Consider the following 26,237-nt stretch of genomic DNA (forward strand, 5'->3'; position numbering starts at 1 on the left):
GTGCCGGCGCGGAGTCTTCCCGTGCCCGACGGTCTGGAGGGCACCCGGGTCGACGCGGCCCTGGCCAAGATGCTCGGGTTCTCGCGCACCTTCGCGGCAGAGGTTGCCGAATCCGGTGGCGTCAGTGTGGATGGTCGCGTCGTCGGAAAATCGGACCGCCTGTCGGGCGGAGCCTGGCTCGAGGTCAACTGGGAAGAACGCGAGGAACCTCGTGTGGTCCCGATGGCGGTGCCCGACTTCGGCATCGTCTACGACGACGATGACATCGTCGTGATTGACAAGCCGGCGGGTGTCGCGGCCCATCCGAGCGTCGGATGGGAAGGGCCGACGGTCCTCGGGGCATTGGCCGCGAGCGGATATACCATCGCCACGACCGGCGCCGCGGAGCGGCAGGGCATCGTGCATCGGCTCGATGTCGGCACGAGTGGGCTCATGGTCGTCGCGAAGTCCGAAGCGGCTTACACGGCGCTGAAGCGCGCTTTCAAGGAGCGTGAGGTCGAGAAGATCTATCACGCCGTCGTGCAGGGGCATCCTGATCCCTTGTCCGGCACGATCGACGCGCCGATCGGTCGGCACGCCACGCACTCGTGGAAATTCGCCGTCACGCCGGATGGCAAGGATTCGGTCACGCACTACGAGACGCTCGAGGCATTCCGTGGTGCTTCACTGCTCGAGATTCATCTCGAGACCGGGCGCACGCACCAGATCCGCGTTCACATGGCCGCGCAGAGGCATCCGTGTGTCGGCGATCCGCTTTACGGTGCGGACCCGACGATGTCGGCCCGTTTGGGGTTGACCCGCCAGTGGCTGCACGCTCGACAGCTTTCGTTCCATCACCCGGCGACCGGCGACTGGGTCACCTTCGCCTCGGATTATCCGGCCGATCTCGCCCACGCGCTCGAGGTTCTGCAGGCCGGATGAGCCGGGGTCCTGCCGAATGTCGCAGGCCCGGGGCAGAATGCGGTCATGGCGATCGACGTGCGGCCCGCGACGGTGTTCGAAGATGTGCAGATCATGGTGGGCCCCAAGCGCCCCGATGCGAATGTCTGCTGGTGTCTGAGCTACCGCATCCCGTCGAAAGAGAACCTCGCGCTTCGGGGCACGGCGCGCGGCGAGCGCGTTGCCGAGCTCGTGCGCGAGGGGCCGCCCGGTGTTCTGGCGTACGACGGGGAAGAGGTCGTCGGGTGGGCGGCGATCCATCCGCGGGCGGACACCTCGTTCGCGCGGAACCGCAAGATCCCCCGTATCGACGATCAGGATGTCTGGTCGCTTTGGTGCGTGCGGGTGCGCCCCGGCCACCGGGGTCAGGGTATCGCGCACGATCTCGTCGGCGGAGCCGTGGACTACGCCCGCTCGCAGGGAGCACCCGCCGTCGAGGCGTACCCGGTCGAGAATGACGGCGAGAAGGTCGACCTGACGATGGCCTACGTGGGCACACGGGCGCTGTTCGAACGCGCAGGATTCTCCAAGGTATCCGACACCGACTCGGTGGTGAACGGGTTTCCGAGGGTCCTGATGCGTCTCGATCTGGCGTAGCCGGGTCGGTTTCGGTGCGACCCGCCGACGATGTCGGAGGCGCCCCTTAGTGTGGACGAGTGGCAGCCGACTCCTTCGTTCATCTCCATGTGCACAGCGAATACTCGATGCTCGACGGGGCCGCCCGCGTCGGCCCGCTCGTGCAAGAGGCGGCACGTCAGGGCATGCCCGCGATCGCGATAACCGACCACGGCAACACCTTCGGCGCATACGAGTTCTACAAGGCCGCGAAGGATGTCGGCATCAAGCCGATCATCGGCGTCGAGGCCTACGTCACGCCCGGCACTCACCGCAGCGACCGATCGCGCGTGAAATGGGGCGGTCCCGACCAGAGCGACGACGATGTCTCGGGCTCGGGTGCCTACACGCACATGACCTTGCTCTCGCAGAGCACCGAGGGCATGCACAACCTGTTCCGGCTGTCGTCCCTCGCCAGTATCGAGGGTTACTACTTCAAGCCGCGCATGGACCGCGACATCCTGCAGAAGTACAGCAAGGGACTCATCGCCACCACCGGTTGCCCTTCCGGCGAGGTGCAGACCCGGCTGCGGCTCGGCCAGTACGACGCCGCCCGCGCGGCTGCCGCCGAGTTCCAGGATCTGTTCGGCAGAGAGAACTACTTCGCCGAGATCATGGACCACGGGCTCAGCATCGAGCGGCGCGTGATGAGCGACCTGCTCCGGATCTCGAAAGACCTCGACATCCCGCTGCTCGCAACCAACGATCTGCACTACACGCACCAGCACGATGCCACGTCCCACGCCGCCCTGCTGTGCGTGCAGTCCGGATCGACGCTGGACGATCCCAAGCGCTTCAAGTTCGACGGCGACGGGTACTACGTCAAGACGCCGGCCGAGATGCGGCAGATCTTCCGCGACCACCCCGAGGCCTGCGACAACACGCTGCTCGTCGCTGAGCGTTGCGAGGTCGAGTTCAACACCAGCGCGAACTACATGCCGCGCTACCCGGTGCCCGACGGTGAGACCGAGCAGTCCTGGTTCGTCAAAGAGGTCGAGCGCGGGCTCCAGGCCCGCTACCCGTCGGGGATCCCCGACGAGGTGCGCCGACAGGCCGAGTACGAGACCGACGTCATCGTGCAGATGGGATTCCCCGGCTACTTCCTCGTCGTCGCCGACTTCATCAACTGGGCCAAGAACAACGGCATCCGCGTCGGTCCCGGTCGTGGTTCGGGTGCCGGCTCGATGGCGGCGTACGCGATGCGCATCACCGACCTCGACCCGCTCCAGCACGGACTGATCTTCGAGCGGTTCCTGAACCCCGAGCGCGTCTCGATGCCCGACTTCGACGTCGACTTCGACGACCGTCGCCGCGGCGAGGTCATCCAGTACGTGACCGAGAAGTACGGCGACGAGCGGGTCGCGCAGATCGTGACGTACGGCACGATCAAGGCCAAGCAGGCGCTGAAGGATGCGTCACGCGTTCTCGGTTTCCCCTTCGGTATGGGGGAGCGGCTGACGAAGGCCATGCCCCCAGCGGTCATGGGCAAGGACATGCCCCTCGAGGGCATGTTCGACAAGGCGCATCCGCGGTTCAAAGAGGCATCCGAATTCCGCACGCTGATCGAGACCGATCCCGAAGCGAAGACAGTCTTCGATACCGCCGTGGGGCTCGAGAACCTCAAACGCCAGTGGGGCGTGCACGCGGCCGGCGTCATCATGTCGAGCGAACCGCTCCGCGACATCATCCCGATCATGAAGCGGGAGCAGGACGGCCAGATCGTCACGCAGTTCGACTACCCCGCGTGCGAGTCGCTCGGCCTGATCAAGATGGACTTCCTGGGGCTGCGCAACCTCACGATCATCGACGATGCGCTCGACAACATCGAGGCTAACCGCGGCGAGCGGCTCGTGCTGGAAGACCTCACCCTCGACGACGCCGCGTCGTACGAGCTTCTCGCGCGGGGCGACACGCTGGGCGTGTTTCAGCTCGATGGAGGGCCCATGCGGTCGCTCCTGCGTCTGATGAAGCCCGACAACTTCGAAGACATCTCAGCCGTCCTCGCCCTGTACCGCCCGGGCCCGATGGGCGTCGACTCCCACACGAACTACGCGCTCCGCAAGAACGGCCTGCAGCCGATCACGCCGATCCATCCCGAGCTCGAAGAACCCCTGAGCGAGATCCTCGGTACGACCTACGGTCTGATCGTCTATCAAGAGCAGGTGATGTCGGCCGCGCAGAAGCTCGCTGGCTTCTCGCTCGGCCAGGCAGATATCCTCCGTCGCGCCATGGGTAAGAAGAAGAAGTCCGAGCTCGACAAGCAGCAGGCAGACTTCTTCGAGGGCATGACGGCGAACGGATACTCGCCGGCCGCCCAGAACGCCCTGTGGAAGGTCCTCGAGTCGTTTGCCGACTACGCCTTCAATAAGGCGCACACCGCGGCATACGGACTCATCTCGTACTGGACGGCATACCTCAAGGCGCACTACCCCGCGGAGTACATGGCGGCCCTGCTGACCAGCGTCGGGGATTCAAAAGACAAACTCGCGGTGTATCTCAACGAGTGCCGCCGCATGGGGATGAAGGTCCTGCCGCCCGACGTGAGTCAGTCGATCCGTTACTTCGCGGCCGTCGGCGACGACATCCGGTTCGGTCTCGGCGCCATCCGCAACGTCGGTGCGAACGTCGTCGATGCGATCGTCGCCTGCCGTGGCGAGGAGCCGTTCACCTCGTTCCACGACTTCCTGCAGCGCGTTCCCCTCCAGGTCGCGAACAAGCGGACGATCGAATCGCTCATCAAGGCGGGAGCGTTCGACTCGACCGGTGCAACACGGCGCGCCCTGCTCGAGATCCATGAGAACGCGATCGAGCAGACGGTCGACGTCAAGCGCAACGAGGCCAACGGCCAGTACGGCTTCGACTTCGACAGCCTGTTCGATGAGCCCCAGCACGGCTCGAAGACCGTGCCGCATCGGCCCGAGTGGACGAAGAAGGACAAGCTGGCTTTCGAGCGCGAAATGCTCGGGCTGTACGTGTCGGATCACCCGCTTGCTGGGCTCGAGATGCCGCTCGCCAAACACGCCTCCACGACGATCCACGATCTGCTCTCCGCCGAGGATCTCGGCGACGGCGACCAGGTCACCGTCGCAGGACTCCTGACGAGTGTGCAGCACCGCGTCGCCAAATCGAGCGGAAATCCTTATGGCATGGTGACCGTCGAGGACTTCAACGGCGAAGTGAATGTGATGTTCATGGGCAAGACGTACATCGAGTACCAGCCGCTGCTGCAGGCCGATGCGATCCTGGTCGTGCGCGGCAGGGTGTCTCGTCGCGATGACGGGCTGAACCTGCACGCCGTCTCGGCGATGGTGCCCGATCTGGGCGCCGTGGACGCCGGGGGAGCGCTCGAGCTCATCGTGCCCGAGCATCGCGCGACACACGCGGTCATCACCGATCTCGCCGTGGTGCTCGAGCGACACCGCGGCCAGACCGAGGTGCGCATGAAGCTGACCAAGGGTGACGTCGCGAAGGTTTTCGACGTGCCGCTTCCGGTCAAGGTGACCGCGGATCTCTACGGAGAATTGAAGTCTCTGCTCGGACCCGGATGCCTGGGCTGAGCGTATGTGCGCGAGGTAAGGTAGCCGGGGCGCCGACGGCGTCGCACGAGAGGGGATGGTTATGGCCGACGAGAACCTGACAGACGACGAGAGGGATCTCGGAGCTTCGCCGGTCTCGGCGACGGAGCCGGACCCGACGCCGACGGATGACGCCGACTTCGACGCGGCGACCGAGAGCGAGCCCGAAGAGGCACCTCAATACGGCGTCGGCCCGTTCACGATCCGCGAGGTTGCGATCCTCGGGCTCTGGGCTGTGGCATTCATCGTCTCGTTCTTCTCCGTTGTTCGTGCACCGTTCAGCTCCGTCTGGATGAGCGGTATCGATTGGGTGCTTACTATCGGCGCGCCGACGGTGGCTGTGTTCCTCATCACGCTGCGCCGCTTCTCGCCCGACGGGATTCGACGCGTGGGGTCGCTCGGCGTCGACCAGTTCGCATCCGTCGCCTTCTCGGTCTCGAGCGTCATCTGGCTCTCGTACATCTGGAACACGATCGCCACGGTGGTCGATGACGGCCCGTGGTACACGACGTGGGTCGTATGGGTCGAGCTGATCGTCTTCCTGGCCCTCGTTCTGCTCACCGTCTTCGCGCCGTTCATCGCGCCGTTCGACGAGGACTTCCGGGGACGCCCCGAAGCACCCGCGCATCGCAACGCCCGCGCCGTGCGTGCCGTCGTGGCCCGCCCCCGCCCCGAGCCGACGCCGGAGTCCTACGCTCCCGTTTCGGGGGATGGGGCCGCGCAGGCCACCGGCGCCTACCCGATCGGCTCGTATGCGGTGGACGACGCCGAGCCGTCCACGGGTGACACGGGCGTTGTCGACACCGGCGGCTGGAGCCCGACCCCGGCGTACGCGCGCGGAGCGACGGACACCGGCGCGCAGCCGGTGACGGATGCGGCACCCGCAGCGGCTTCGCGCCCCTTCTGGGCGCTGTCGCCGGTCGAGCGCGACGTGGTCGACGAGCGCACCGGGGCCGCGTTGTTCCGGATCGGGCCGACGGCGTGGGCACTCGTGATCGCGGATCGCGGATCGAGCTTCGTCGTGCAGCACGAGGACGGGCGCGTCGGCGTGCTCTACGACGTCTCGGGCGTCACCCGGGGCTGATCCGCCGGGTAGCCTGGGAGGATGCGCACGATCGACCTCCGCGGCACTGCCGCGAGCGATGCCGCGGCCCTCGTTCCGCGCGCGACCGAAGCACGCGACAACGCTTTGCGCGTCGCTGGCGAACTCGTCGCCGACGTCCGTGACCGCGGCGAAGCCGCCCTGCGCGAGCAGGCCGAGAAGTTCGATGGTGTCACCGGACACACGCTCCGGGTTCCGCGCGCCGATATCGACGCGGCGGTCGACGGACTCGATGCCGATGTGCGAGATGCGCTCGAACGCGCCATCGAGAACGTTCGGCGCGCGTCGGCGGCGCAGGTCCCGCCTCCGGTCGTCACCGAACTCGCTCCCGGGGCACGCGTGACCCAGCGCTGGCAGCCGGTCCGCCGCGTCGGCGTCTATGTGCCGGGCGGCAAGGCGGTTTATCCGTCCAGCGTCGTCATGAACGTCGTCCCCGCCCAGGTCGCCGGAGTCAGCGCCGTGGCGCTCGCTTCGCCCGCCCAACGCAGTGACGGCAAGGTGCACCCGACAATCCTTGCGGCGGCGGGTCTGCTCGGCGTGGATGAGGTCTACGCGATCGGTGGTGCGGGCGCGATCGCTGCGCTCGCCTACGGCGTTGCGGACATCGCTCTCGAACCGGTCGACGTGGTCACGGGCCCCGGCAACAACTACGTCGCCGCGGCGAAGCGTCACGTCGCGGGCGTCGTCGGTACCGACTCCGAGGCGGGTGCGACCGAGATCCTCGTGATCGCCGACGATTCGGCCGACGCGGCACTGGTTGCGGCTGATCTGGTCAGTCAGGCCGAGCACGACGAACAGGCCGGAGCAGTGCTCGTGACGGATTCGGCCGACCTGGCCGAGGCCGTCCGCGCGGCGGTGCAGGATGTCGCATCGCGCACGCGGCACGCGGAGCGGGTGCGTACGGCACTCGCGGGCACACAGTCCGCGATCGTGCTGGTGGACGATCTGGTTGCTGCGGTGGCGTTCAGCAACGCCTACGCTCCGGAGCACCTCGAGGTCCAGACGCGCGACCCCGAGGGGCTGTTGCCCGAGTTGACCAATGCGGGTGCGATCTTCCTCGGACCGAACTCGCCCGTGAGCCTTGGGGACTATCTCGCGGGAAGCAATCACGTTCTGCCCACCGGAGGTCAGGCGCGCTACGCGGCCGGGCTCGGAGCGCAGACGTTCTTGCGGGCGCAGCAGATCATCGCGTACGACCGTGATGCGCTGGCCGGCGTGGCCGACGCGATCGTCGCGCTGGCCGAAGCCGAGGCCCTGCCCGCGCACGGTGAGGCCGTGACCGCGCGCTTCGCGCCGGTCGCAGCAGACTCCGAAGCATCCACGATCTGAAGCTGCCATTCAACGACGCTGCCATTCAACGACTCCGCCTTTAGCGAGGACCACGACACATGCACTGCCCCTTCTGTCGGCATCCCGACTCTCGCGTGATCGATTCGCGCACGAGCGATGACGGGCTCTCGATTCGTCGTCGCCGGCAATGCCCCGAATGCGGTGGTCGATTTTCGACGATCGAGACCGCGAGCCTCAATGTCATCAAGCGGTCCGGGGTCATCGAGCCGTTCAGTCGCGAGAAGGTCATGTCGGGTGTGCGTAAGGCGTGCCAGGGTCGCCCCGTGACCGAGGCGGATCTCGCCATGCTCGCGCAGAAGGTCGAAGAAGCGGTGCGGCAGACGGGCGCGTCCCAGGTGGACACGAACGAGATCGGGCTGGCGATTCTGGGTCCGCTCCGAGCCCTCGACATGGTCGCCTATCTGCGGTTCGCGAGTGTTTATCAGGCCTTCGAGTCGCTCGACGATTTCGAGACGGCAATCGACGATCTGCGCGCGGATCGCGTCGCGGCTCCGGGGTTCGACGGCGACGTGCCTCGTGCGTGAGTCAGAGGGGGGCGGGATGTACCGCCTTCTTTTCTCCGTCGTGCTCTCGAGGTTCGACCCCGAGACGGCGCATCACCTCGGGATGCGGGTCGTGCGTGCCGCGGGTGTTACTCCGTTCTCCGCTCTGGTCCGCCGAGTGACACGCCCCGCGCCAACGCTTCGGACGCGAGCTCTCGGCATCGACTTTCCCTCGCCTTTCGGTGTCGCCGCCGGGTTCGACAAGGACGCGGTCGGGGTTCTCGGGCTCGGCGCGCTCGGCTTCGGGCATGTTGAGGTCGGCACACTGACGGCGATCCCGCAGGACGGCAACCCCCGCCCGCGCCTGTTTCGACTCATCCCGGATCGAGCTGTGATCAACCGCATGGGATTCAACAACGGGGGAGCGGATGCGGCAGCCGCTCGCATCGCGAAGCTCCGCCGGCGTCACGACCGACCGGTGATCGGCATCAACATCGGAAAGAGCCGAGTCGTCGATGTCGCGGATGCGACGGCCGATTATGTGCGCAGTGCGACGCGCCTGGCGCCGCTCGCCGACTACCTCGCCGTGAATGTCTCGTCGCCGAACACGCCGGGCCTGCGCACCCTGCAGGCCGTGGAGACGCTCGCGCCGTTGCTGCGCGCGGTCAAGGATGCGGCGGGCACCACACCGCTGCTCGTGAAGATCGCCCCGGACCTCGACGACGAAGAGGTGCGGGCGATCGCACTTCTCGCGGTCGAGCTCGGGCTCGACGGACTCATCGCCACCAACACGACGCTCTCGCGTGCGGGCCTCCGGACCGACCCCACTGTCGTCGAGGCTGCGGGCGCGGGCGGGCTCTCGGGGGCACCGTTGCGTGATCGCTCGCTCGAAGTACTTCGCGTCGTCCGAGCATCGGTCCCCGCCGAGTTCTGCGTGATCTCGGTCGGCGGCGTCGAGAGCGGCGCGGATGTGCGTGAGCGCTTGGACGCGGGGGCCACCCTCGTGCAGGGCTATACCGCGTTTCTTTACCGCGGCCCGTTCTGGGCCCGACAGATCAACCGCGCTCTCGCTCGCGGCTGATCGCCGCGCGAGAGCGGGGGCGGGTCAGGCGATGGGCTTGCCGCCGCGACGCACCTGCGGCTTCGGCAGACGCAGGAAGCGCATCTGCATCGAACGCATCGCCGCGTACCAGGCGGTGCCGCGCTCGAGCTTGTCGGCACCGAACTTGGTGCGGATGGCTCGCTTGGCGCGCCACCCCGTCAGAACCATGTCGAGGACGACGAGCAGGATGAAGCCCCACAGTGCGATGAAGGCGTAGTACTGGATGTAGGTGTTCTGGATGAAGGTCAGCAGGATGACGACGATCATGGCCGGCATCACGAACTCGGCGAGGTGCCATCCTCCGTCGACGTAGTCGCGCAGGAACTTGCGCTGCGGCCCCTTGTCGCGGGCGGGGAGGTAGCGTTCGTCTCCCTTGGCCATACCGGCGCGAGCCTGATCGCGCTTCGCCGCGAGTTCGGCGCGGGCACGCTGCTTGGCCTCTTTCGTGTCGGCCACGAGGGGGCGTCGACGCATCGCCTCACGCTCGGAGCGCGTCGGGGTGGCGCGCCCCTTTCCGGCACCGACCGCGGCGGAATCCTCGTCGCTCGGCACGGGGGCGGGGGAGTTGGCCACGATGTTTCCTTGCAGGTCGGCGGAGTTGTACTCGCCCATAAGATTACCCGCATGCACGCATCGGAAGTCCCCTCGTCCCCACTCCGTACCGCTGTCGAGGATGGAATCGCTCCGGCACTCGCCGACCTGGGCGCCCTCGTGCGTATTCCGGGCATCGCTTGGCCCGCGTTCGATCAGACCCAGCTCGAGCGGAGCGCGAGTGCGGTCGCGCGCCTCGCCGAGGACACGGGAGTGTTCGATGAGGTGCGGATCCTGCGCGCCGCCATCCCCGGAACGGATGAGGTAGGTCAGCCCGCAGTCCTGGCCGCGCGGGCAGCACGCGGGAATGCCCCGACGGTGCTTCTCTACGCCCACCACGACGTCCAGCCCCCGGGCGATGACGCGCTCTGGGACTCGCCGCCGTTCGAACCGACCGTTCGCGACGGACGCCTGTACGGGCGCGGCGCGGCCGACGACAAAGCCGGCATCATGGCGCACATCGCGGCGCTCCGGGCGCTGCGGGCGGGCACGGAGGGTGAGCTCGAGCTCGGTGTCGTCCTCTTCGTCGAGGGTGAGGAGGAGTACGGGTCCCGCTCCTTCGCACAGTTCCTCGCGGACAATCGCGATGCCCTCCGCGCGGACGTGATCGTGGTCGCCGATTCGGGAAACTGGGATTCCGACACTCCAGCACTGACCGTGTCACTGCGAGGCAACGCGCGGTTCACGATGCGCGTCCGAACCCTCGACCACGCTTCGCACTCCGGAATGTTCGGCGGAGCCGTGCCCGATGCGATGCTCGCCACGATCAAGCTGCTGTCGACGCTGTGGGATGCGGACGGCACGGTCGCCGTCGACGGGATGACGGTGCGTGAGGCGGACACGCCGGACTATTCCGAGAGCACTCTGCGTGAAGAGGCCGGACTTCTTCCGGGGGTCTCGCCGGCCGGTGCCGGAGACATCCTGTCGCGGATCTGGAATCGTCCCGCGATCACGGTCATCGGCACCGACTTCACGAGCGTCGAAGCGGCCTCGAACACCCTCTCGCCCGAGGTCTCGGTCGTGATCAGCGCCCGCGTGACACCGGGCCAGAAGGCCTCCGATGCCTATGCCGCTCTCGAGTCGCACCTGCGCGCGAACGCGCCGTTCGGGGCCGAGCTGACCTTCTCAGACGTCGACCTCGGGGACGGGTTCCTCGTCGATACGTCCGGGTGGGCCGTCGCGGCGGTGCGGGATGCTTTCGCCGAGGGATACGGCGTCGACCCCGTCGACATCGGGGTGGGCGGCAGTATCCCGTTCATCTCGGATCTTGTCCGCGAGTTCCCCGAAGCGCAGATCCTCGTCACCGGGGTCGAGGACCCGCATTCGCGGGCGCACAGCCCGAACGAATCCCTGCATCTGGAGACGTTCCGCCACGCGATCTTGAGCGAAGCGTTGCTGTTGCGCGCCCTCGATGACCGAGGCCGCGGGTAGACTCGGCGCAGGAGGACTGACAATGACAGACACCACGATCGTTCCCAACGAAACGACCACCGAGGCCCGCCCGCACGGCGTCAATCTCACCGAGGCCGCGGCCTTGAAGGTCAAGAGCCTGCTCGAGCAGGAAGGTCGCGACGACCTGCGTCTTCGCGTTGCCGTTCAGCCCGGCGGATGCTCCGGACTCATCTACCAGCTCTACTTCGACGAGCGCTATCTCGACGGCGACGAGACCGTCGACTTCGATGGCGTCGAGGTCATCGTCGACAACATGAGCGTCCCGTATCTCGATGGCGCAGCCATCGATTTCAAAGACACGATCTCGGAGCAGGGCTTCACGATCGACAACCCCAATGCTGCGGGCAGTTGCGCCTGCGGTGACAGCTTCCACTAGCCTCACGAGCGCATCACGATCGGTGCGCGCGCTGGGTGAGTGTCCTGAATCGCATGTGAGCTTGCCCTAGACTTGGGCGAATCACACCCGCGTCCGAAAGGTGAATCGTGCGCCCCAAACGCCGCCTCCGCTGGGCCGCTATCCCGGTCGGGATTACGGCAGCATTCCTCCTTGCAGGATGTACGACTACCCAGTTGAACGGGTATCTCCCGGGCTTCACGGACGATGGCGTGCAGGCGACGGACCGCACCGAGATGGTGTCGGGTCTCTGGGTCAACTCCTGGATCGTCCTGCTCGTCGTGGGTGTGATCACGTGGGGCCTGACGCTCTTCGCGATGGTCGCCTACCGGCGCCGCAAGGGCCAGACCGGCCTGCCGGTCCAGCTTCGGTACAACATGCCGATCGAGATCTTCTACACGCTCGTTCCGTTCGTTCTCGTCCTGGGCCTGTTCGCGTTCACCGCGCGGGACCAGACGATCCTCGAGACGCAGTACGAAGATCCGGATGTCTCGATTTCTGCCATCGGCAAGCAGTGGGCCTGGGACTTCCAGTACAACGGCGAAGAAGAAGACAACTCGGACGCCGTATGGACTCAGGGTGTCCAAGCGGTCCCCGCGGCGAACGGCGACGTGGATCAGGCAGCGCTGCCGACCCTGGTTCTCCCCGTGAACAAGACGGTGCAGATCGAGCTTCTCTCGCGTGACGTCATCCACTCCTTCTGGGTCATCGACTTCTTGTACAAGAAGGACATGTATCCCGGGCATGAGAACTACTGGTCCTTCACACCGACACGTGAGGGCACCTTCGCCGGTAAGTGCGCCGAGCTCTGCGGCGAGTATCACTCGGCCATGCTCTTCAACGTCGAGGTCGTCAGCGAAGACGAGTACGAGGACTACGTCGACTCCCTCCGCGCGGCGGGTCAGACCGGTGACATCACCACCGACTACGACCGCAACAGCAACCTGCCCGGCACGGGTGGAAATACAGCCGACGTCGTCGGCACCGAGGAAGGCTGATCACCGTGGCCACGACTCTCCCACTCCAGGAGGCCGGACGAGCGACGACTCTCCCGCCGCGCCAAGCGGCGCTGCTGAGCTCGTCGCGCGTGGAGCAGAAGGGCAACATCGTCGTCAAGTGGATCACCTCCACTGACCACAAGACCATCGGGTACATGTACCTGATCGCCTCGTTCATCTTCTTCCTCCTCGGCGGCGTGATGGCTCTCATCATCCGTGCCGAGTTGTTCGCGCCGGGTATGCAGGTCATCCCGACCAAGGAGCAGTACAACCAGCTGTTCACGATGCACGGCACGATCATGCTGCTGATGTTCGCGACGCCGCTCTTCGCAGGCTTCGCGAACGTCATCATGCCCCTTCAGATCGGCGCGCCCGACGTCGCGTTCCCGCGTCTGAACGCGTTCGCGTTCTGGCTCTTCCTCTTCGGCTCCACCATCGCGGTGTCGGGCTTCCTCACCCCGCAGGGCGCCGCATCGTTCGGATGGTTCGCCTATCAACCACTCGCGAGCGCGACGTTCTCGCCAGGGGTGGGGGGTAATCTCTGGATGCTCGGGCTGGGAATGAGTGGCTTTGGCACCATTCTCGGCGCGGTGAACTTCATCACGACCATCATCACGATGCGCGCACCGGGCATGACGATGTGGCGCATGCCGATCTTCACCTGGAACACCCTCGTCACGAGCCTGCTCGTTCTGATGGCCTTCCCGGTTCTTGCCGCCGCGATCCTGGCCGCCGCCGCCGACCGTGTGCTCGGCGCTCACATCTACGACCCGGCGAACGGTGGCGTGCTGTTGTGGCAGCACCTGTTCTGGTTCTTCGGTCACCCCGAGGTGTACATCATCGCGCTGCCGTTCTTCGGAATCGTGTCCGAGATCTTCCCGGTCTTCTCGCGCAAGCCGATCTTCGGCTACAAGACCCTCGTCTACGCGACCATCGCCATCGCCGCGCTGTCGGTGGCGGTGTGGGCGCACCACATGTATGTCACCGGCTCGGTCCTACTCCCGTTCTTCGCGTTGATGACGATGTTGATCGCGGTTCCCACGGGTGTGAAGATCTTCAACTGGATCGGCACCATGTGGCGCGGCTCGGTGACCTTTGAGACGCCGATGGTCTTCGCGCTCGGATTCCTCATAACGTTCGTCTTCGGTGGTCTCACCGGCGTCATCCTCGCGTCGCCGCCGCTTGACTTCGCCCTGTCGGATTCGTACTTTGTCGTCGCGCACTTCCACTACGTGGTGTTCGGCACGGTCGTGTTCGCGATGTTCGCAGGCTTCTACTTCTGGTGGCCGAAGTTCACGGGGCGGATGCTGAACGAGCGCCTGGGATACGTGCATTTCTGGCTGCTGTTCATCGGGTTCCACATGACCTTCCTCATCCAGCACTGGCTGGGTGTCGACGGCATGGTCCGGCGATACGCGGACTACTCCGAGGCCGACGGGTGGACCTGGCAGAACCAGGTCTCGACGATCGGTGCAATGATTCTGGCTGTCTCGATGTTGCCGTTCCTCCTCAACGTGTGGATCACGGCGCGCAAGGCCCCCAAGGTCACCGTCAACGACCCGTGGGGTTATGGCGCATCGCTCGAGTGGGCGACCTCGTGCCCGCCGCCGCGCCACAATTTCACGTCGATTCCGCGCATCCGGAGCGAGCGCCCCGCATTCGACCTCAACCACCCCGAGGCCGGCCTCCCGGTCGGTGTCGGTCCCGCCAAGGATGCCCCCGATGCTCCGACGGTCGATCTTGCGGCCGGAGAGGTGAAGTAACGTGCGTTCGAATGTCGGACTGTGGTGGCTGCTGTCGGCCTTCTTCCTCCTCATCGGTGTGGTCTACACCGTGTGGAACATCGTCGCTTACCCCGACCGCAACTGGTACAACGCGATCGAGTGGGTCGGGTCGGTAGCCCTCGTCTTCAGCGCGTTGATGGCCGCACTCGTCGCCTGGTACTTGCAGCGCGTCCACAAGTCGCAGGGCGGCGAGTTGCCCGAAGACATCCTGACCTCGGATGTCGACGACGGAGACCCCGAGCTCGGTGAGTTCAGCCCCTGGTCCTGGTGGCCGATCGTGCTCGCATTCTCCGCAGGCGTCGCGATCATCGGCCTTGCCGTGGGCTCGTGGCTGGTGCCGATCGGGTTCGCCATCTTCCTTGTCGCGATCGTCGGTTGGGTCTACGAGTACTACCGAGGCTATTTCGCCCATTGATGGCGCTCTCACTGAGCGCGGCCGTCCTCTCTGACATCGGACCTCGTCGGTCCGGCAACGAGGATGCGGCGTTCGTGGCGTCCTTCGCCGCTGCTGTGGCGGATGGCGTCGGCGGGGGTCCCGCGGGTGAGATCGCGGCCGCGGGCCCTGATTCATCGTGTCGCTTCATCATCGCGCGATGTCGAGAGCGTCGATCGGGTTCTTGCCCTGCTGCGTTGGTCGAATTGGGACATCGGGGCGCGGGTGCGTGAAGACCCGGTCGTTGCGGGATGGCGACGACATTCACCGGGCTGTTTCTGTCGGGCTCCGGACTGTTCCTCGCTCACGTCGGCGACTCGCGTGGATATCTTCTGCGCGACGGGTCACTCTCACGGCAGACCCGCGACGACTCGTGGGTGCAGCACCTGGTCGATTCGGGATTGATCTCGCCGCGCGATGCACTGACGCACCCGCGACGGAACATCGTGACCGCATCATTCCAGGGTGATCCGCGAGACGGCGACGCGCTGACGGTGACCCGGCTAGAGCCGCGCGCCGGAGATCGGTGGCTGCTGTGCAGCGACGGCATCTCGGACTATCTGCCCCACGATGTCCTGAACGATGTGCTGAGCGCGCATACGGCCGCCGACACGGCCGCAAACGCTCTCGTTGCGATGGCCATCGAGGCAGGAACCCACGACAACGTCACGGCGGTCGTATGCGATCTCGTTGACGGTGAAGTTCTTGACGGGCGGCCGCTTTTCGCCGGCGCGGCGGCTGACCATTTCGCCGAGGACGTTGCCATCGCCTGACTCCGCTCCTCGCGACGAGTCTGGATCAGCCGCGCCTCACGACCATGGTGAGCGGGTCGAACGTGCGGGGCAGCGGGCCTTCATCGTTCTCCGTCGGCTGCCCCTCGCGCACCCAGTACTCGTATCCGCCGATCATCTCCCGGACGGAGTAGCCCAGCTGGGCAAACGCGAGCGCACCCTTGCTGCCGGCGTTGCATCCGGGACTCCAGCAGTAGACCACGACCGGGACGGCCGGATCGAACTCGGCGATGCGTTCGGGGATGTCGCGATACGGCACGTGTACGGCGCCGACGATCCGGCCCTGGGCCCAGGCCTCGTCCCCGCGGACATCGACGAGGACCACATCTTCACCGGCACGCTGGGCGGCGTACACATCGGAAGGGTCCGTCTCATGGGCAAGTCGAGCGGAGAAGTACGTGATCGCGTCGGTCATCCCTCGACCGTACGGCGAGCACAGCGGCGGAGTGAGACGCGCAGCTGCCAACTGACGCAGGAAGTCCGCCGAAGCGGCGGCAAGAGTGTCGAAAGCGCGAATGCCCCGGCACACCCGCGAAGGGCGGTGCCGGGGCATCCGTGATTCGGACTCTCGTCCTACTTTTTCTTGCCGTCGTCTTCGGGCTCGTCGGGTGCCACGATCGTCGTCGGACGAACCGCGGTCTCGGGCACGTTCCCCGTGGTGTCGGGGTGCAGAGGCGCATCCGGGTGTCCGGCGCGCTCGTGAGCGCCCTGGATCTCCGCCATCTCTTCGTCCTCGATGTGGCCGAGCGCGTGGTGCTGGTGCGCAACCGCCGCGTCAATCTCGGACTGCGTGAGGGGCGCGAAGCGGTCCTCGAAGAACCACCGCGAGACCGCGGAGCGCATGTTCTCGTGCCAGGGAATCTGTCCGCGCGAATTCGGGCGCACGACCAACGGCTCGAACGTCTCGTGCGAGGTGAGCTTCCAGCGCTCGTACTCGTCGACGGGCTGGTGCACCTCGATGAACTCGCCGCCGGGCAACCGCACGATGCGACCCGACTCGTAGCCGTGTAGCGCGATCTCGCGGTCCTTACGCTGAAGCGCGATGCAGATGCGCTTCGTGACGAAGTAGGCGATGATCGGGCCGACGATCAGCAGAGCCTGGAGGGTGTGGATGACGCCTTCCATCGAGACCCAGAAGTGGGTGGCGATGATGTCGGACGATGCCGCGGCCCACAGGACCGCGTAGAACGTCACGCCGGCCGCACCGATCGCCGTGCGTGTCGCCGCGTTGCGGGGACGCTGGGCGATGTGGTGCTCGCGCTTGTCGCCCGTGACCCACGCCTCGATGAAGGGGTAGATCAGGACGAGCAGGATGAAGATCCCGATCACGGCCAGCGGCAGGATGATGTTCCACGACCAGGTGTGGCCCAAGAAGACCGACTCGAGGTGCGGGGGAACGAGGCGCAGACCGCCGTCCGCGAATCCGATGTACCAGTCGGGCTGGGTACCGGCGGAAACGGGGGAGGGGTCGTAGGGACCGTAGTTCCAGATCGGGTTGATCTGCACGAACGACGCGATCAAGACGATCACACCGAACGTGATGAAGAAGAACCCACCCATCTTCGACATGTAGACGGGGACCATCGGGTAACCGACAACGTTCTCGTTCGTGCGACCCGGGCCCGCGAACTGCGTGTGCTTGTTGATGATCATCAAGAGCAGGTGGACGGCGATCAAGGCCACCACGAGCGCCGGCAAGATCAAGATGTGCAGCACGTATAGGCGTCCGACGATCGCGGTTCCGGGGAACTCGCCGCCGAACAGCAGGAACGACGTCCACGTGCCGATCAGGGGGATGCCCTTGATCATGCCGTCGATGATGCGCAGACCGTTGCCCGAGAGCAGGTCATCCGGGAGGGAGTATCCCGTGAAGCCCTCGGCCATAGCCAGGATGAAGAGGATGAATCCGACGACCCAGTTCAGCTCGCGCGGCTTGCGGAATGCGCCCGTGAAGAACACGCGGAGCATGTGCACGCCGATACCGGCCACGAAGACCAGCGCGGCCCAGTGGTGGATCTGGCGGACGAGCAGACCGCCACGCAGGTCGAACGAGATGGCCAGCGTGGATTCCATCGCCGCGGACATGGGGATGCCCCGCATCGGAGCCCAGGCCCCGGTGTAGTGCGTCTCGACCATCGATGCGTCGAAGAAGAACGTCAGGAAAGTCCCCGACAGGAGGACGACGACGAAGCTCCAGAGGGCAATCTCACCGAGCATGAACGACCAGTGGTCGGGGAAGATCTTTCGGCTGAGCTCTTTGACCAGTCCCGACGCGCTCGTGCGCTCGTCGATGTAGTTGGCCGCTCCGCCGACGAAACGTCCGCCGAGGGGGGCCTTCTTTTCCTCAGTTGCGGTTGAGGTACTCAATGGCGCTCCCAGAAGCTCGGGCCGACGGGTTCATGGAAGTCGCTCTGTGCGATGAGGTAGCCCTCGTCGTCCACCGCGATCGGCAGCTGCGGCAGAGGACGGGCGGCCGGTCCGAAGATGACCGCGGCGCCGTTGGCCACATCGAACTGCGACTGGTGGCAGGGGCAGAGCAGGTGGTGAGTGTGCTGTTCGTACAGCGCGACGGGGCATCCGACGTGTGTGCAGACCTTCGAGTACGCGACGATGCCGTCGTACGACCACGACGCGCGCTCGGCGGTCTCGGTGAGCTCTTCGGGCTCCATGCGCATCAGCAGCACGATCGCCTTGGCCTTCTCTTCGAGGTAGCCCTCGTCGTGCCCCAGCTCTGCGAGCGGCTCGGGGATCACGTGGAAAGCAGAGCCGAGCGTGACATCGGAAGCCTTGATGGGAACGCCGGAGGGGTCGCGGGCAAGGCGCATGCCCGGTTCCCACATCGTGTGGCTCAGGAGCTCGACGGGGTTCTCGCCCTCGGGTGCCAGTCCGCGGAAGAGGACGATGCCCGGTGCGACCGAGGCGATCAGGGCGCCGATGAGGGAGTTGCGAATCATCGTGCGGCGTCCGAATCCGGACTCCTCGTTCGCGACCGTGAGTGCCTGGACGGCCGCCGCGCGCGTCGATTCCTTGCCACGCGTCAGATGGCGCGCCTCGATGTGCTCCGTATCGGACATGACGGCCTTGGACCAGTGGATGGCCCCGATGCCGATGGCCAGCAAAGCGAGCGCGATGCCGATGCCGATGAAGAGGTTGTTGTTGCGGATCGCGACGACCGTGCCGTCCTCGATCGGAAACAGCATGTAGGCCGCGACGGCCCAGATGCTGCCGGCGATCGACAGATAGAACAGCGAGTAGACGGTGCGTACGGCTTGCCGCATCTTCGCGGGATCCTGGTCCGTCACGCGCGCGCGGTGCGGCGGGAGGCCCGGGTTGCGTACGGGATCGCTCACGGCAACCGCGAGCCCCGCCGGAGGTTGGGGCCCCCGATCGTGCTCCGCTGCCTCGATCTCGTTTGCCATGCTGCTCCTCGTGCTAAAAGTTCTCGATGCGTGCGCGAGTCAGTTGGACTTCGCGGTGATCCACACGGTCAGCGCGACGAGTCCGCCGATCCCGAAGATCCAGATGAACAGGCCCTCAGAAACCGGACCCAGCGAGCCGAGCGTCAGTCCGCCGGCACCCGCGTTGTCTTCCATCCACAGCAGAGCCGAGATGATGTCGCGCTTGTCATCGGGCGAGAGGTTCATGTCGTTGAACACCGGCATGTTCTGGGGGCCGGTGACCATGGCCGCGTAGATGTGGCGCGGGTCGACACCGTCGAGCGAGGGCGCGTACTTGCCCTCGGTCAGCGCGCCACCGGCTGCGGCAACGTTGTGGCACATGGCGCAGTTGACGCGGAAAAGCTCGGCGCCGTGTGCGACATCGCCCTCGCCATCCAGGACACGCCCGGTAGCGATCTCGGGCCCGGGGGCAACCGACTGGACGTACGCGGACATTGCGGCGATCTGGTCTTCGGTGAACTGAACCGGCTTCTGCGGGGCCTGCGGTCCCTGCATCTGCAGCGGCATACGACCCGTGGCGACCTGGAAGTCGACGGCCATGGCGCCGACGCCATACAGGCTCGGTCCGTTTTCCGTACCCTGCAGGTCAAGACCGTGGCAGGTGGCGCAGTTGGCTTGGAACAGCTTCTTGCCGTCTTCGACGGTGAGCGTTTGTGTGGCGGCCGTATCGGTCGTCGACGCCATGGCGGCGGATGCACCGGCGTACAGCCCGCCGGTCAGAACGAGACCCAGTCCGATCAGGCCGGCAGCGGCCAGCGGGCTGCGCCGACCGGAACGACGCTTCTTCTCACGAGGCATTCGGGTGTGGCTCCGCTCTATTTCAGGAAGTAGATCACGAGGAACAGGGCGACCCACACGACGTCGACGAAGTGCCAGTAGTACGACACGACGATCGCGCTCGTGGCCTCTTTGTGGCCGAAATTTTTGACCGCGTAGGCGCGGCCGATCACGAGCAGGAAGGCGACGAGCCCACCCGTCACGTGCAGGGCGTGGAAGCCGGTGGTGAGGTAGAACGCCGACGCGTAAGAGTTCGCCTCGATCGGCATCCCCTCCGCGACGAGCTGCGCGTATTCCCACACCTGGCCCGACACGAAGATGGCGCCGAGGGCGAAGGTGAGGAAGAACCACTCGACCATTCCCCAGCGCTGCCAGAACGTGTTCTTCTCCACCGTGTACGGCTGGTTGCGCTCAGCGGCGAACACACCCATCTGGCATGTCACGGAGGACAGCACCAGGATGATCGTGTTGCCGAGCGCGAACGGCACGTTCAGCAATGAGGACTCTTCGGCCCACAGCTCGGGAGAGGTGTTCCGAAGGGTGAAGTAGATCGCGAAGAGCCCGGCGAAGAACATGACCTCGCTACCGAGCCACACGATCGTGCCAACGGCGACAGGATCCGGACGTTTGATCGTCCTCACTGCCGGGGCATATGTCGCAGAGGTGGTCACAGGTCCATTATGTCCGATCGTGAGGGCGAAGGATCGCACGCGCACCCTTTCGATAGCCCCGATCGAGACTTAGGATCTCCTAAGAAAGCACGTGGCGCGGGCTGTGTGAATGGTCAGCGCGGCCCATCGTTAGGATCGCAGTCATGACGGATGCGACGACTTGGCCCGACCTCATCTCGGCGCTGCTGGCCGGACGTGACCTCAGTGTGTCGGAGGCCACCTGGGCCATGGGACGGGTGATGGCGGGCGAGGCGAGCCCCTCGCAGCTCGCGGGGTTTCTCGTCGCCCTCCGAGCAAAGGGCGAGACGGTCGACGAGGTCGTCGGGTTCCGCGACGCGGTTCTCGACGCGGCGATGCCTCTCGAGATCAATTCGGACGCCCTCGACATCGTGGGCACGGGTGGAGATCGTTTCGGAACCGTTAACGTTTCGACGATGGCATCGATCGTGGCTGCCGCATCCGGAGTCCCGGTCATCAAGCACGGCAACCGCGCCGCGAGCTCTTCCTCCGGTTCGTCGGATGTGCTCGGCGCGCTGGGTGTGTCGCTGACCCTCGCGCCCGAGGCCGTCGCCGAAACCCTGCGGCGAGCCGGGATCACCTTCGTCTTCGCCTCGGCATTCCACCCCGGCTTTCGGCACGCGGGACCGACGCGAGCCGAACTCGGCGTGCCGACCGTGTTCAACATCTTGGGTCCGCTCTGCAACCCGGCGCGGGCCGAGGCGAACGCCGTCGGCGTCGCGCAGTTGGATCGCGTGCCCCTCATCACGGGTGTGTTCCAGACCCGCGGAGCGACTGCTCTCGTCTTCCGCGGCGATGACGGGCTGGACGAACTCACCACGACGGGCCACAGCCGCATCTGGGAGGTCAGCCGGGGAGATATCCACGAACACGATCTCGATCCGCGCGATCTCGGCATCCCGCGTGCGGCGATCGCGGACTTGAAAGGTGGCGACCCTGCGCACAACGCGGAGGTCGTGCACCGAGTCCTTGCGGGGGAGGAGGGCCCCGTTCGCGACATCGTCCTCCTCAACGCGGCAGCCGGTCTGGTGTCGTACCGCCTATCGCACGACTCGGCTCAGGTTCAGCGCCCGATCGTCGAGAGACTCGCCGAGGAGCGGGAACGCGCGGCATCCGCTATCGATTCGGGTGCGGCCCGGGATCTGCTCGCGCGCTGGGGCGAGGTTTCGCGCGAACTCAGCTGAGGCCTTCGGGGGTGTCGGGGGCTCGGCGTAGGGTGATCGCGTGGATCCCGTAGCCGCCCTCAACGAGATCGCGACGCTGCTCGAGCGAGAGCGAGCATCGCGATACCGCTCCAAGGCTTTTCGTTCTGCCGCGGAGGCTGCGGCGGATCTTTCGGATGAGATCCTGCGGGATCCGACGCGTCTGCGGCGGATCGCGGGCATCGGCGATTCGTCTCTCGCCGTCATCGGTCAGGCCATGGCTGGCCAGGTCCCGGACTATCTTCTCGAGTTGCGCTCCCGCTACGACGTCCCCACCGTGGGAGAGGTGCGCGCCGCGCTGAAGGGTGATCTGCATGCGCACAGCGACTGGTCGGATGGTTTGGCTTCGATCGATCTGATGGTGCAGGCCGCGCGCGACCTGGGGCACGAGTACCTGGCGTTGACCGATCACTCACCCCGACTGCGTGTGGCGAACGGCCTCTCACCCGGACGACTGCGCGAACAGCTGGCAGTTGTCGCCGGGATGTCGGGCGAGGGGTTCACGCTCTTGTCGGGCATCGAAGTCGACATCTTCGACGATGGCGCACTCGACCAAGAGCCCGCGCTGCTCGACGAGCTCGACATCGTGGTCGCTTCGGCTCATTCGAAGCTGCGGATGGAGTCGCCGGCGATGACTCGACGACTGGTGGCGGCGGCATCCGATCCTCGCGTCGACGTGCTTGGCCACGTCACCGGGCGGCTCGTCGAGGGCGCACGAGGAACCCGACCGCCCTCGACATTCGATGCCCGTGCGGTGTTCGAGGCGTGCGCCGCGAGCGGCGTTGCCGTCGAGATCAACTCCCGTCCTGAGCGCCAGGATCCGCCCGATGACCTGTTGGCACTCGCGCTGGAAATCGGATGCCTGTTCTCGATCGACTCGGACGCTCATGCGCCCGGTCAACTGTCGCTGCTCGATTACGGTGCCGCACGTGCCGAGGCGGCGGGGGTTCCGGCCGAGCGCATCGTCACGACGTGGCCCCTCGCGCGCCTCCGCGAGTGGACGGGACGGGCACGTTAGATGCCCGGGCCGCGCTGCCTAGACTGAGTCGGTGACAGGTCTGATTCGATGACGGGGCCCGCCGCCTCATCTGCCCGGCGCGCTTTTCCGTGGCTCGTCGTCGTCGGAATCCTGGTCGCGGCGCTGAGCCTGCGGGGGCCGATCATCGCCCCGACACCTGTGCTGCGCGACATCCAGGACGATCTCGGGATCGGCGCGGCGAGCGCGGGGCTGCTCACGACGGTGCCTGTCCTGATGTTCGCCCTGTTGACACCCGTCGCGGCCCTCGTCATCCGCCGGGCGGGCGCGGAACTCGCCCTACTGCTGACCCTCGTCGGAGTGATGCTGGGGACGCTCGTGCGTGCGATTCCGGGTTTCGGGTGGATGCTGGCCGGGTCGCTCGTCATCGGCGCCGCGATTACGGTCGGAAACGTCGTGGTGCCCGTCATCATCCGTCGCGATGTGCCGCCCACGCAGGTGAGTGCTGTAACGGCGGCGTACGTCGCGATGTTGAACGCCGGATCGCTGCTGACTGCTCTGGCGACGGCGCCGCTGGCGGGCGTGCTCGGCTGGCCGCTGGCGCTCCTCGCTTGGATCGTGGTGACCGTCTCCGGAATCCTGCTCTGGGCGGTGCACCTGCGGCGGGCTCGCGGCGCGGACGCCGGCTATTCGGGAGAACCTTGGGCTGGCGCCGCCAATCGGACCCAGGGTCGCGCTTCCGATATCGAGACGTTGACGGGACCACTCCCCGTGCCAGGAGGGCGCCGAAGCGGCATCCTCCGTCGTCCGATCGTGTGGCTGCTGGCCTTCACGTTCGCCTGCCAGGCAGCCATCTACTACGGCCTGACGACGTGGCTGCCGACGATTCTGGGCGACGAACTCGGGGTTGATCGGACGACGGCCGGCACTCTGGCATCCGTGTTCCAGGGCGTGGCAATCGCCGGCGCGTTCGTCGTTCCCCTGTTGGCGCGACGCTTCGCGCCGATCGTGCCCGCGCTCGTGATCTGCGCCTGCTGGCTGGCTCTGACCGTCGGGATGCCGGTCGCGCCCGCGCAGTTCATCCTGTGGGCGTCCCTCGGCGCGATCGCGCATGCCGGAGGTTTCGTCGTGATCTTCTCGACACTCGTCGCGGTCGCGCGCTCGGATGCCGAGGCAGCCGGGATGTCCGCTTTCGTTCAGGGCGCGGGCTACACCGTCGCGGCTCTTGCGGCGCCGGTCATGGGTGCTCTGCACGAGGTCAATGACGGGTGGACGGGCGCGCTCGTGCTGCTTCTCGTGTTGTCGATCGCGTACGGGGTTCTGATGCTCGCCGCGATGTCGCGGCTACCGAGTGGGCGCGCTTCCTGAATCGGTGATCGCGGTGATCGCCGCGAGCGCGCGGTCCATCGCGGTTCCCAGTGCCCATTTTTCGGCGAGCGCGAGTGTCTCGGTGCGTTGCTCCTCGGTCGGGGACGTCAGTTCGCCGCCTGATTCGGGCAGATCGTCGTCCAGATCGAGGTCGCGCACCACTCCGACGACCTGCGGAGCCACGGCCAGGTAGGGAAGCGCTGCGAGGAGCTTGGCCCGGACACCGGCCGACATTCCCTCACCCGCTTCCGCCGCGGCGAGGATTCCCGCGAGGTCGCCGTGCGCGGCGATCAGCGTCGCCGCTGTCTTCTCGCCGACGCCGGGGACCCCGGGCAACCCATCCGAGGCATCCCCTTTCATGACCGCGAAATCGGCGTACTGCTCCGGAAGAACGCCGTACTTTTTGACGACGATGGCGTCGGTCACGACCTCGAGGTTGCTCATGCCGCGTGCGGTATAGATCACCCGGACGTCGGATGCATCGTCGACGAGCTGGAAGAGGTCGCGGTCACCGGTCACGATGTCTACGGGCATGGTCGCCTGGGTCGCGAGGGAACCGATGATGTCGTCGGCCTCGTGGTCGGCGCGGCCGACGATCGGGATGTTGAGGGCTCCGAGTGCGCGGCGGATGAGTGGTATCTGAGCCTCGAGCGGGTCGGGCACTTCTTCGACATCGGCGCCGCCCGGGACGATCTGAACGACGCGATGCGCTTTGTAGCTCGGGATGAGATCAACTCGCCACTGCGGACGCCAGTCATCATCCCAGCACGCGATCAGATGCGTCGGCCGATACGTCGTGACGAGCTTGCCGATCATGTCGAGCAGCCCGCGGACGGCGTTTACGGGCGTTCCGTCGGGCGCCTTGACCGTATCGGGCACGCCGTAGAAGGCGCGAAAATACAGCGAGGCGGTGTCGAGCAACATCAGGCGCTGGGTCACGTCCTCAGTCTGGCAGTCAGGCCGCGCGGGCGTACTCCCGGGTTAGCGTGGAGGAATGCGACCGGAGGTGCCGAAGCCCGTGACCACGATCACCGATACGCGATCGATGCGGCCTCTGCGTCGCGGGATGATCGCTGTTGCTTTCGTCACGATGAGCACACTTGCGCTCGCCGGATGTGTTGCCGGACCGCCCGCACGGTCGACCCCCTCGGTCGCGGCTACGCCGAGTGCTACCGCCGCCGAGCCGGCGGGCCCACGAGACGTCGTCACGGGGCTTGCGGCGCCCTGGTCGGTCGCGCTCATCGGCGACTCTGCGCTCGTTTCGGAACGAGATTCGGCTCGGATTCTCGAGTTCACTCCCGGCGGAGACATCCGGGAAATCGGCGTGATCGAAGGCGTCGTGAGCGGAGGCGAGGGCGGCCTGTTGGGTCTCGCCATGGCTCCCGACGAGAGCGCGCTGTACGCGTACTCGACCGCGGAGGACGGGAACCGCGTACAGCGGTTTGCGCTGCAGGGCGAGCCCGGTTCGCTGAGCCTCGGCACCCCAGATGTCGTCATCGACGGGCTCCCGAAGGCCGGGGTCCACAACGGCGGCCGGATCGCCTTCGGACCGGACGGCGCTCTCTACATCACGACCGGGGATGCCGGAGTGCCCCGATCGGCACAAGACCCGGACAGCCTCGCGGGCAAGATCCTGCGCCTCGATCCCGACGGGGGAGTTCCCACCGACAACCCGTTCGCCGGGTCGCCGGTCTACAGTCTCGGACACCGCAACGTTCAAGGACTGGGATGGGCGGCCGACGGGCGGATGTTCGCCAGCGAGTTCGGGCAGGACACCGTCGATGAGCTGAACCTGATCGAGCCGGGGGCGAACTACGGATGGCCGGACGTCGAGGGAGCGGGCGGCGCGGATCGGGGCTTCGTGGATCCTGTTCAGGAGTGGCCTACGGATGCCGCGAGTCCCAGCGGACTCGCGGTGATCGACGACTCGATCTACATCGCGAACCTGCGCGGCCGTTCGCTGCGGGTCGTGCCGCTCGACGACCTGAGCGCGTCGACCGTGCATCTCGCGGGGACGTACGGGCGTCTGCGCTCGGTGCTGGAGGGCCCCAACGGCGAACTCTGGATCGTCACGAACAACACCGACGGACGGGGTGACCCGGCGGACGGGGATGACCGCGTCGTGGCGTTGGATCCGACAACGGTCGCCTTCTAGGGGC

General features: G+C 66.3%; 24 protein-coding genes. 17 read left to right on the forward strand and 7 right to left on the reverse strand.

The features are described 5' to 3' along the window. The 7 genes from CGU34_RS01625 to CGU34_RS01655 all read left to right on the forward strand — a co-directional run bounded on the left by CGU34_RS01625 (position 1) and on the right by CGU34_RS01655 (position 9,144). On the forward strand, positions 1 to 921 hold the full coding sequence (locus CGU34_RS01625) for an RluA family pseudouridine synthase (protein WP_036294594.1): 921 nt from the start codon (positions 1 to 3) through the stop codon (positions 919 to 921). Positions 922 to 966: 45 nt separating this feature from the next. Next, on the forward strand, positions 967 to 1,536 hold the full coding sequence (locus CGU34_RS01630) for a GNAT family N-acetyltransferase (RefSeq protein ID WP_100813072.1): 570 nt from the start codon (positions 967 to 969) through the stop codon (positions 1,534 to 1,536). Between the two features lie 107 nt (positions 1,537 to 1,643). Beyond that, complete coding sequence (gene dnaE / locus CGU34_RS01635; RefSeq protein ID WP_232711501.1) at positions 1,644 to 5,111, forward strand: DNA polymerase III subunit alpha; 3,468 nt, start codon at positions 1,644 to 1,646, stop codon at positions 5,109 to 5,111. A gap of 61 nt (positions 5,112 to 5,172) precedes the next feature. Continuing rightward, entirely contained in the window at positions 5,173 to 6,213 is a 1,041-nt protein-coding gene (locus tag CGU34_RS01640; protein WP_232711485.1) for a hypothetical protein, read from the forward strand. Between the two features lie 21 nt (positions 6,214 to 6,234). Continuing rightward, entirely contained in the window at positions 6,235 to 7,560 is a 1,326-nt protein-coding gene (gene hisD / locus CGU34_RS01645; RefSeq protein WP_036297140.1) for a histidinol dehydrogenase, read from the forward strand. A gap of 59 nt (positions 7,561 to 7,619) precedes the next feature. Further along, the gene (nrdR, locus tag CGU34_RS01650) at positions 7,620 to 8,105 is read left to right on the forward strand and encodes a transcriptional regulator NrdR (protein WP_051513196.1); all 486 of its coding nucleotides are present in this window, start codon (positions 7,620 to 7,622) and stop codon (positions 8,103 to 8,105) included. 16 nt (positions 8,106 to 8,121) lie between these two features. Next, positions 8,122 to 9,144 (forward strand): quinone-dependent dihydroorotate dehydrogenase, encoded by a 1,023-nt coding sequence (locus tag CGU34_RS01655; RefSeq protein ID WP_036297138.1) that lies wholly within the window; start codon positions 8,122 to 8,124, stop codon positions 9,142 to 9,144. A 24-nt stretch (positions 9,145 to 9,168) separates the two neighbouring features. Here CGU34_RS01655 and CGU34_RS01660 read toward each other — a convergent pair whose 3' ends face one another. Beyond that, the gene (locus CGU34_RS01660; protein ID WP_036297148.1) at positions 9,169 to 9,738 is read right to left on the reverse strand and encodes a DUF3043 domain-containing protein; all 570 of its coding nucleotides are present in this window, start codon (positions 9,736 to 9,738) and stop codon (positions 9,169 to 9,171) included. A gap of 51 nt (positions 9,739 to 9,789) precedes the next feature. Here CGU34_RS01660 and CGU34_RS01665 point away from each other — a divergent pair, with 51 nt between their 5' ends. The 6 genes from CGU34_RS01665 to CGU34_RS01690 all read left to right on the forward strand — a co-directional run bounded on the left by CGU34_RS01665 (position 9,790) and on the right by CGU34_RS01690 (position 15,590). Continuing rightward, entirely contained in the window at positions 9,790 to 11,187 is a 1,398-nt protein-coding gene (locus tag CGU34_RS01665) for a dipeptidase (RefSeq protein WP_036297136.1), read from the forward strand. Between the two features lie 22 nt (positions 11,188 to 11,209). Further along, positions 11,210 to 11,584 (forward strand): iron-sulfur cluster insertion protein ErpA, encoded by a 375-nt coding sequence (gene erpA / locus CGU34_RS01670; RefSeq protein ID WP_036297134.1) that lies wholly within the window; start codon positions 11,210 to 11,212, stop codon positions 11,582 to 11,584. Between the two features lie 107 nt (positions 11,585 to 11,691). Beyond that, entirely contained in the window at positions 11,692 to 12,600 is a 909-nt protein-coding gene (gene ctaC, locus CGU34_RS01675; RefSeq protein ID WP_036297132.1) for an aa3-type cytochrome oxidase subunit II, read from the forward strand. Positions 12,601 to 12,605: 5 nt separating this feature from the next. Beyond that, positions 12,606 to 14,363, forward strand: a complete 1,758-nt coding sequence (gene ctaD, locus CGU34_RS01680; protein WP_036297130.1) for an aa3-type cytochrome oxidase subunit I — start codon at positions 12,606 to 12,608, stop codon at positions 14,361 to 14,363. A gap of 1 nt (position 14,364) precedes the next feature. Beyond that, positions 14,365 to 14,799: a cytochrome c oxidase subunit 4 gene (locus tag CGU34_RS01685; protein WP_036297128.1), complete on the forward strand. Its 435-nt coding sequence runs from the start codon at positions 14,365 to 14,367 to the stop codon at positions 14,797 to 14,799. A gap of 269 nt (positions 14,800 to 15,068) precedes the next feature. Further along, complete coding sequence (locus tag CGU34_RS01690) at positions 15,069 to 15,590, forward strand: PP2C family protein-serine/threonine phosphatase (RefSeq protein ID WP_232711486.1); 522 nt, start codon at positions 15,069 to 15,071, stop codon at positions 15,588 to 15,590. 25 nt (positions 15,591 to 15,615) lie between these two features. Here the strand turns inward: CGU34_RS01690 and CGU34_RS01695 are convergent, their stop codons facing one another. The 5 genes from CGU34_RS01695 to ctaE form a co-directional block, all read right to left on the reverse strand. Beyond that, positions 15,616 to 16,023, reverse strand: coding sequence for a rhodanese-like domain-containing protein (locus tag CGU34_RS01695; protein WP_036297124.1), 408 nt, complete (start codon positions 16,021 to 16,023; stop codon positions 15,616 to 15,618). Positions 16,024 to 16,181: 158 nt separating this feature from the next. Further along, complete coding sequence (gene qcrB, locus CGU34_RS01700; RefSeq protein ID WP_036297122.1) at positions 16,182 to 17,975, reverse strand: cytochrome bc1 complex cytochrome b subunit; 1,794 nt, start codon at positions 17,973 to 17,975, stop codon at positions 16,182 to 16,184. Next, positions 17,972 to 19,027 (reverse strand): cytochrome bc1 complex Rieske iron-sulfur subunit, encoded by a 1,056-nt coding sequence (gene qcrA / locus CGU34_RS01705; RefSeq protein WP_036297120.1) that lies wholly within the window; start codon positions 19,025 to 19,027, stop codon positions 17,972 to 17,974. Before qcrA ends, qcrB begins: the two co-directional genes overlap by 4 nt. A gap of 39 nt (positions 19,028 to 19,066) precedes the next feature. Continuing rightward, entirely contained in the window at positions 19,067 to 19,864 is a 798-nt protein-coding gene (gene qcrC, locus CGU34_RS01710; protein ID WP_036297118.1) for a cytochrome bc1 complex diheme cytochrome c subunit, read from the reverse strand. Positions 19,865 to 19,881: 17 nt separating this feature from the next. After that, a complete protein-coding gene (gene ctaE / locus CGU34_RS01715) occupies positions 19,882 to 20,514 on the reverse strand; it encodes an aa3-type cytochrome oxidase subunit III (RefSeq protein ID WP_100813208.1) in 633 nt (210 codons plus the stop codon). Positions 20,515 to 20,657: 143 nt separating this feature from the next. On the opposite strand from ctaE, the gene trpD reads away from it, so the two are divergent. The 3 genes from trpD to CGU34_RS01730 are packed head-to-tail and all read left to right on the forward strand — an operon-like array spanning position 20,658 to position 24,078. After that, positions 20,658 to 21,716 (forward strand): anthranilate phosphoribosyltransferase, encoded by a 1,059-nt coding sequence (gene trpD / locus CGU34_RS01720; protein ID WP_036297117.1) that lies wholly within the window; start codon positions 20,658 to 20,660, stop codon positions 21,714 to 21,716. 40 nt (positions 21,717 to 21,756) lie between these two features. Further along, on the forward strand, positions 21,757 to 22,752 hold the full coding sequence (locus CGU34_RS01725) for a PHP domain-containing protein (RefSeq protein WP_036297115.1): 996 nt from the start codon (positions 21,757 to 21,759) through the stop codon (positions 22,750 to 22,752). A 48-nt stretch (positions 22,753 to 22,800) separates the two neighbouring features. Next, on the forward strand, positions 22,801 to 24,078 hold the full coding sequence (locus tag CGU34_RS01730; RefSeq protein ID WP_036297114.1) for an MFS transporter: 1,278 nt from the start codon (positions 22,801 to 22,803) through the stop codon (positions 24,076 to 24,078). Here the strand turns inward: CGU34_RS01730 and CGU34_RS01735 are convergent. Further along, positions 24,055 to 25,017: a 5'-3' exonuclease gene (locus CGU34_RS01735; RefSeq protein WP_100813075.1), complete on the reverse strand. Its 963-nt coding sequence runs from the start codon at positions 25,015 to 25,017 to the stop codon at positions 24,055 to 24,057. The genes CGU34_RS01730 and CGU34_RS01735 overlap by 24 nt on opposite strands. A gap of 55 nt (positions 25,018 to 25,072) precedes the next feature. Here CGU34_RS01735 and CGU34_RS01740 point away from each other — a divergent pair, with 55 nt between their 5' ends. Further along, positions 25,073 to 26,233, forward strand: coding sequence for a PQQ-dependent sugar dehydrogenase (locus CGU34_RS01740; RefSeq protein WP_232711487.1), 1,161 nt, complete (start codon positions 25,073 to 25,075; stop codon positions 26,231 to 26,233). The last annotated feature ends 4 nt before the right edge of the window (positions 26,234 to 26,237 follow it).

Origin of the sequence: Microbacterium lacus (assembly GCF_002812805.1) — a bacterium.
Lineage (GTDB): Bacteria > Actinomycetota > Actinomycetes > Actinomycetales > Microbacteriaceae > Microbacterium > Microbacterium lacus_A.

Coding starts and splice junctions, on each gene's coding strand:
- qcrC (WP_036297118.1), bottom strand. CDS start 19,864: ATGCCTCGTGAGAAGAAGCGTCGTTCCGGTCGGCGCAGCCCGCTGGCC.
- CGU34_RS01665 (WP_036297136.1), top strand. CDS start 9,790: ATGCACGCATCGGAAGTCCCCTCGTCCCCACTCCGTACCGCTGTCGAG.
- hisD (WP_036297140.1), top strand. CDS start 6,235: ATGCGCACGATCGACCTCCGCGGCACTGCCGCGAGCGATGCCGCGGCC.
- CGU34_RS01740 (WP_232711487.1), top strand. CDS start 25,073: ATGCGACCGGAGGTGCCGAAGCCCGTGACCACGATCACCGATACGCGA.
- CGU34_RS01695 (WP_036297124.1), bottom strand. CDS start 16,023: ATGACCGACGCGATCACGTACTTCTCCGCTCGACTTGCCCATGAGACG.
- CGU34_RS01690 (WP_232711486.1), top strand. CDS start 15,069: ATGGCGACGACATTCACCGGGCTGTTTCTGTCGGGCTCCGGACTGTTC.
- erpA (WP_036297134.1), top strand. CDS start 11,210: ATGACAGACACCACGATCGTTCCCAACGAAACGACCACCGAGGCCCGC.
- CGU34_RS01655 (WP_036297138.1), top strand. CDS start 8,122: ATGTACCGCCTTCTTTTCTCCGTCGTGCTCTCGAGGTTCGACCCCGAG.
- dnaE (WP_232711501.1), top strand. CDS start 1,644: ATGCTCGACGGGGCCGCCCGCGTCGGCCCGCTCGTGCAAGAGGCGGCA.
- nrdR (WP_051513196.1), top strand. CDS start 7,620: ATGCACTGCCCCTTCTGTCGGCATCCCGACTCTCGCGTGATCGATTCG.
- trpD (WP_036297117.1), top strand. CDS start 20,658: ATGACGGATGCGACGACTTGGCCCGACCTCATCTCGGCGCTGCTGGCC.
- CGU34_RS01630 (WP_100813072.1), top strand. CDS start 967: ATGGCGATCGACGTGCGGCCCGCGACGGTGTTCGAAGATGTGCAGATC.
- CGU34_RS01640 (WP_232711485.1), top strand. CDS start 5,173: ATGGCCGACGAGAACCTGACAGACGACGAGAGGGATCTCGGAGCTTCG.
- CGU34_RS01730 (WP_036297114.1), top strand. CDS start 22,801: ATGACGGGGCCCGCCGCCTCATCTGCCCGGCGCGCTTTTCCGTGGCTC.
- qcrA (WP_036297120.1), bottom strand. CDS start 19,027: ATGGCAAACGAGATCGAGGCAGCGGAGCACGATCGGGGGCCCCAACCT.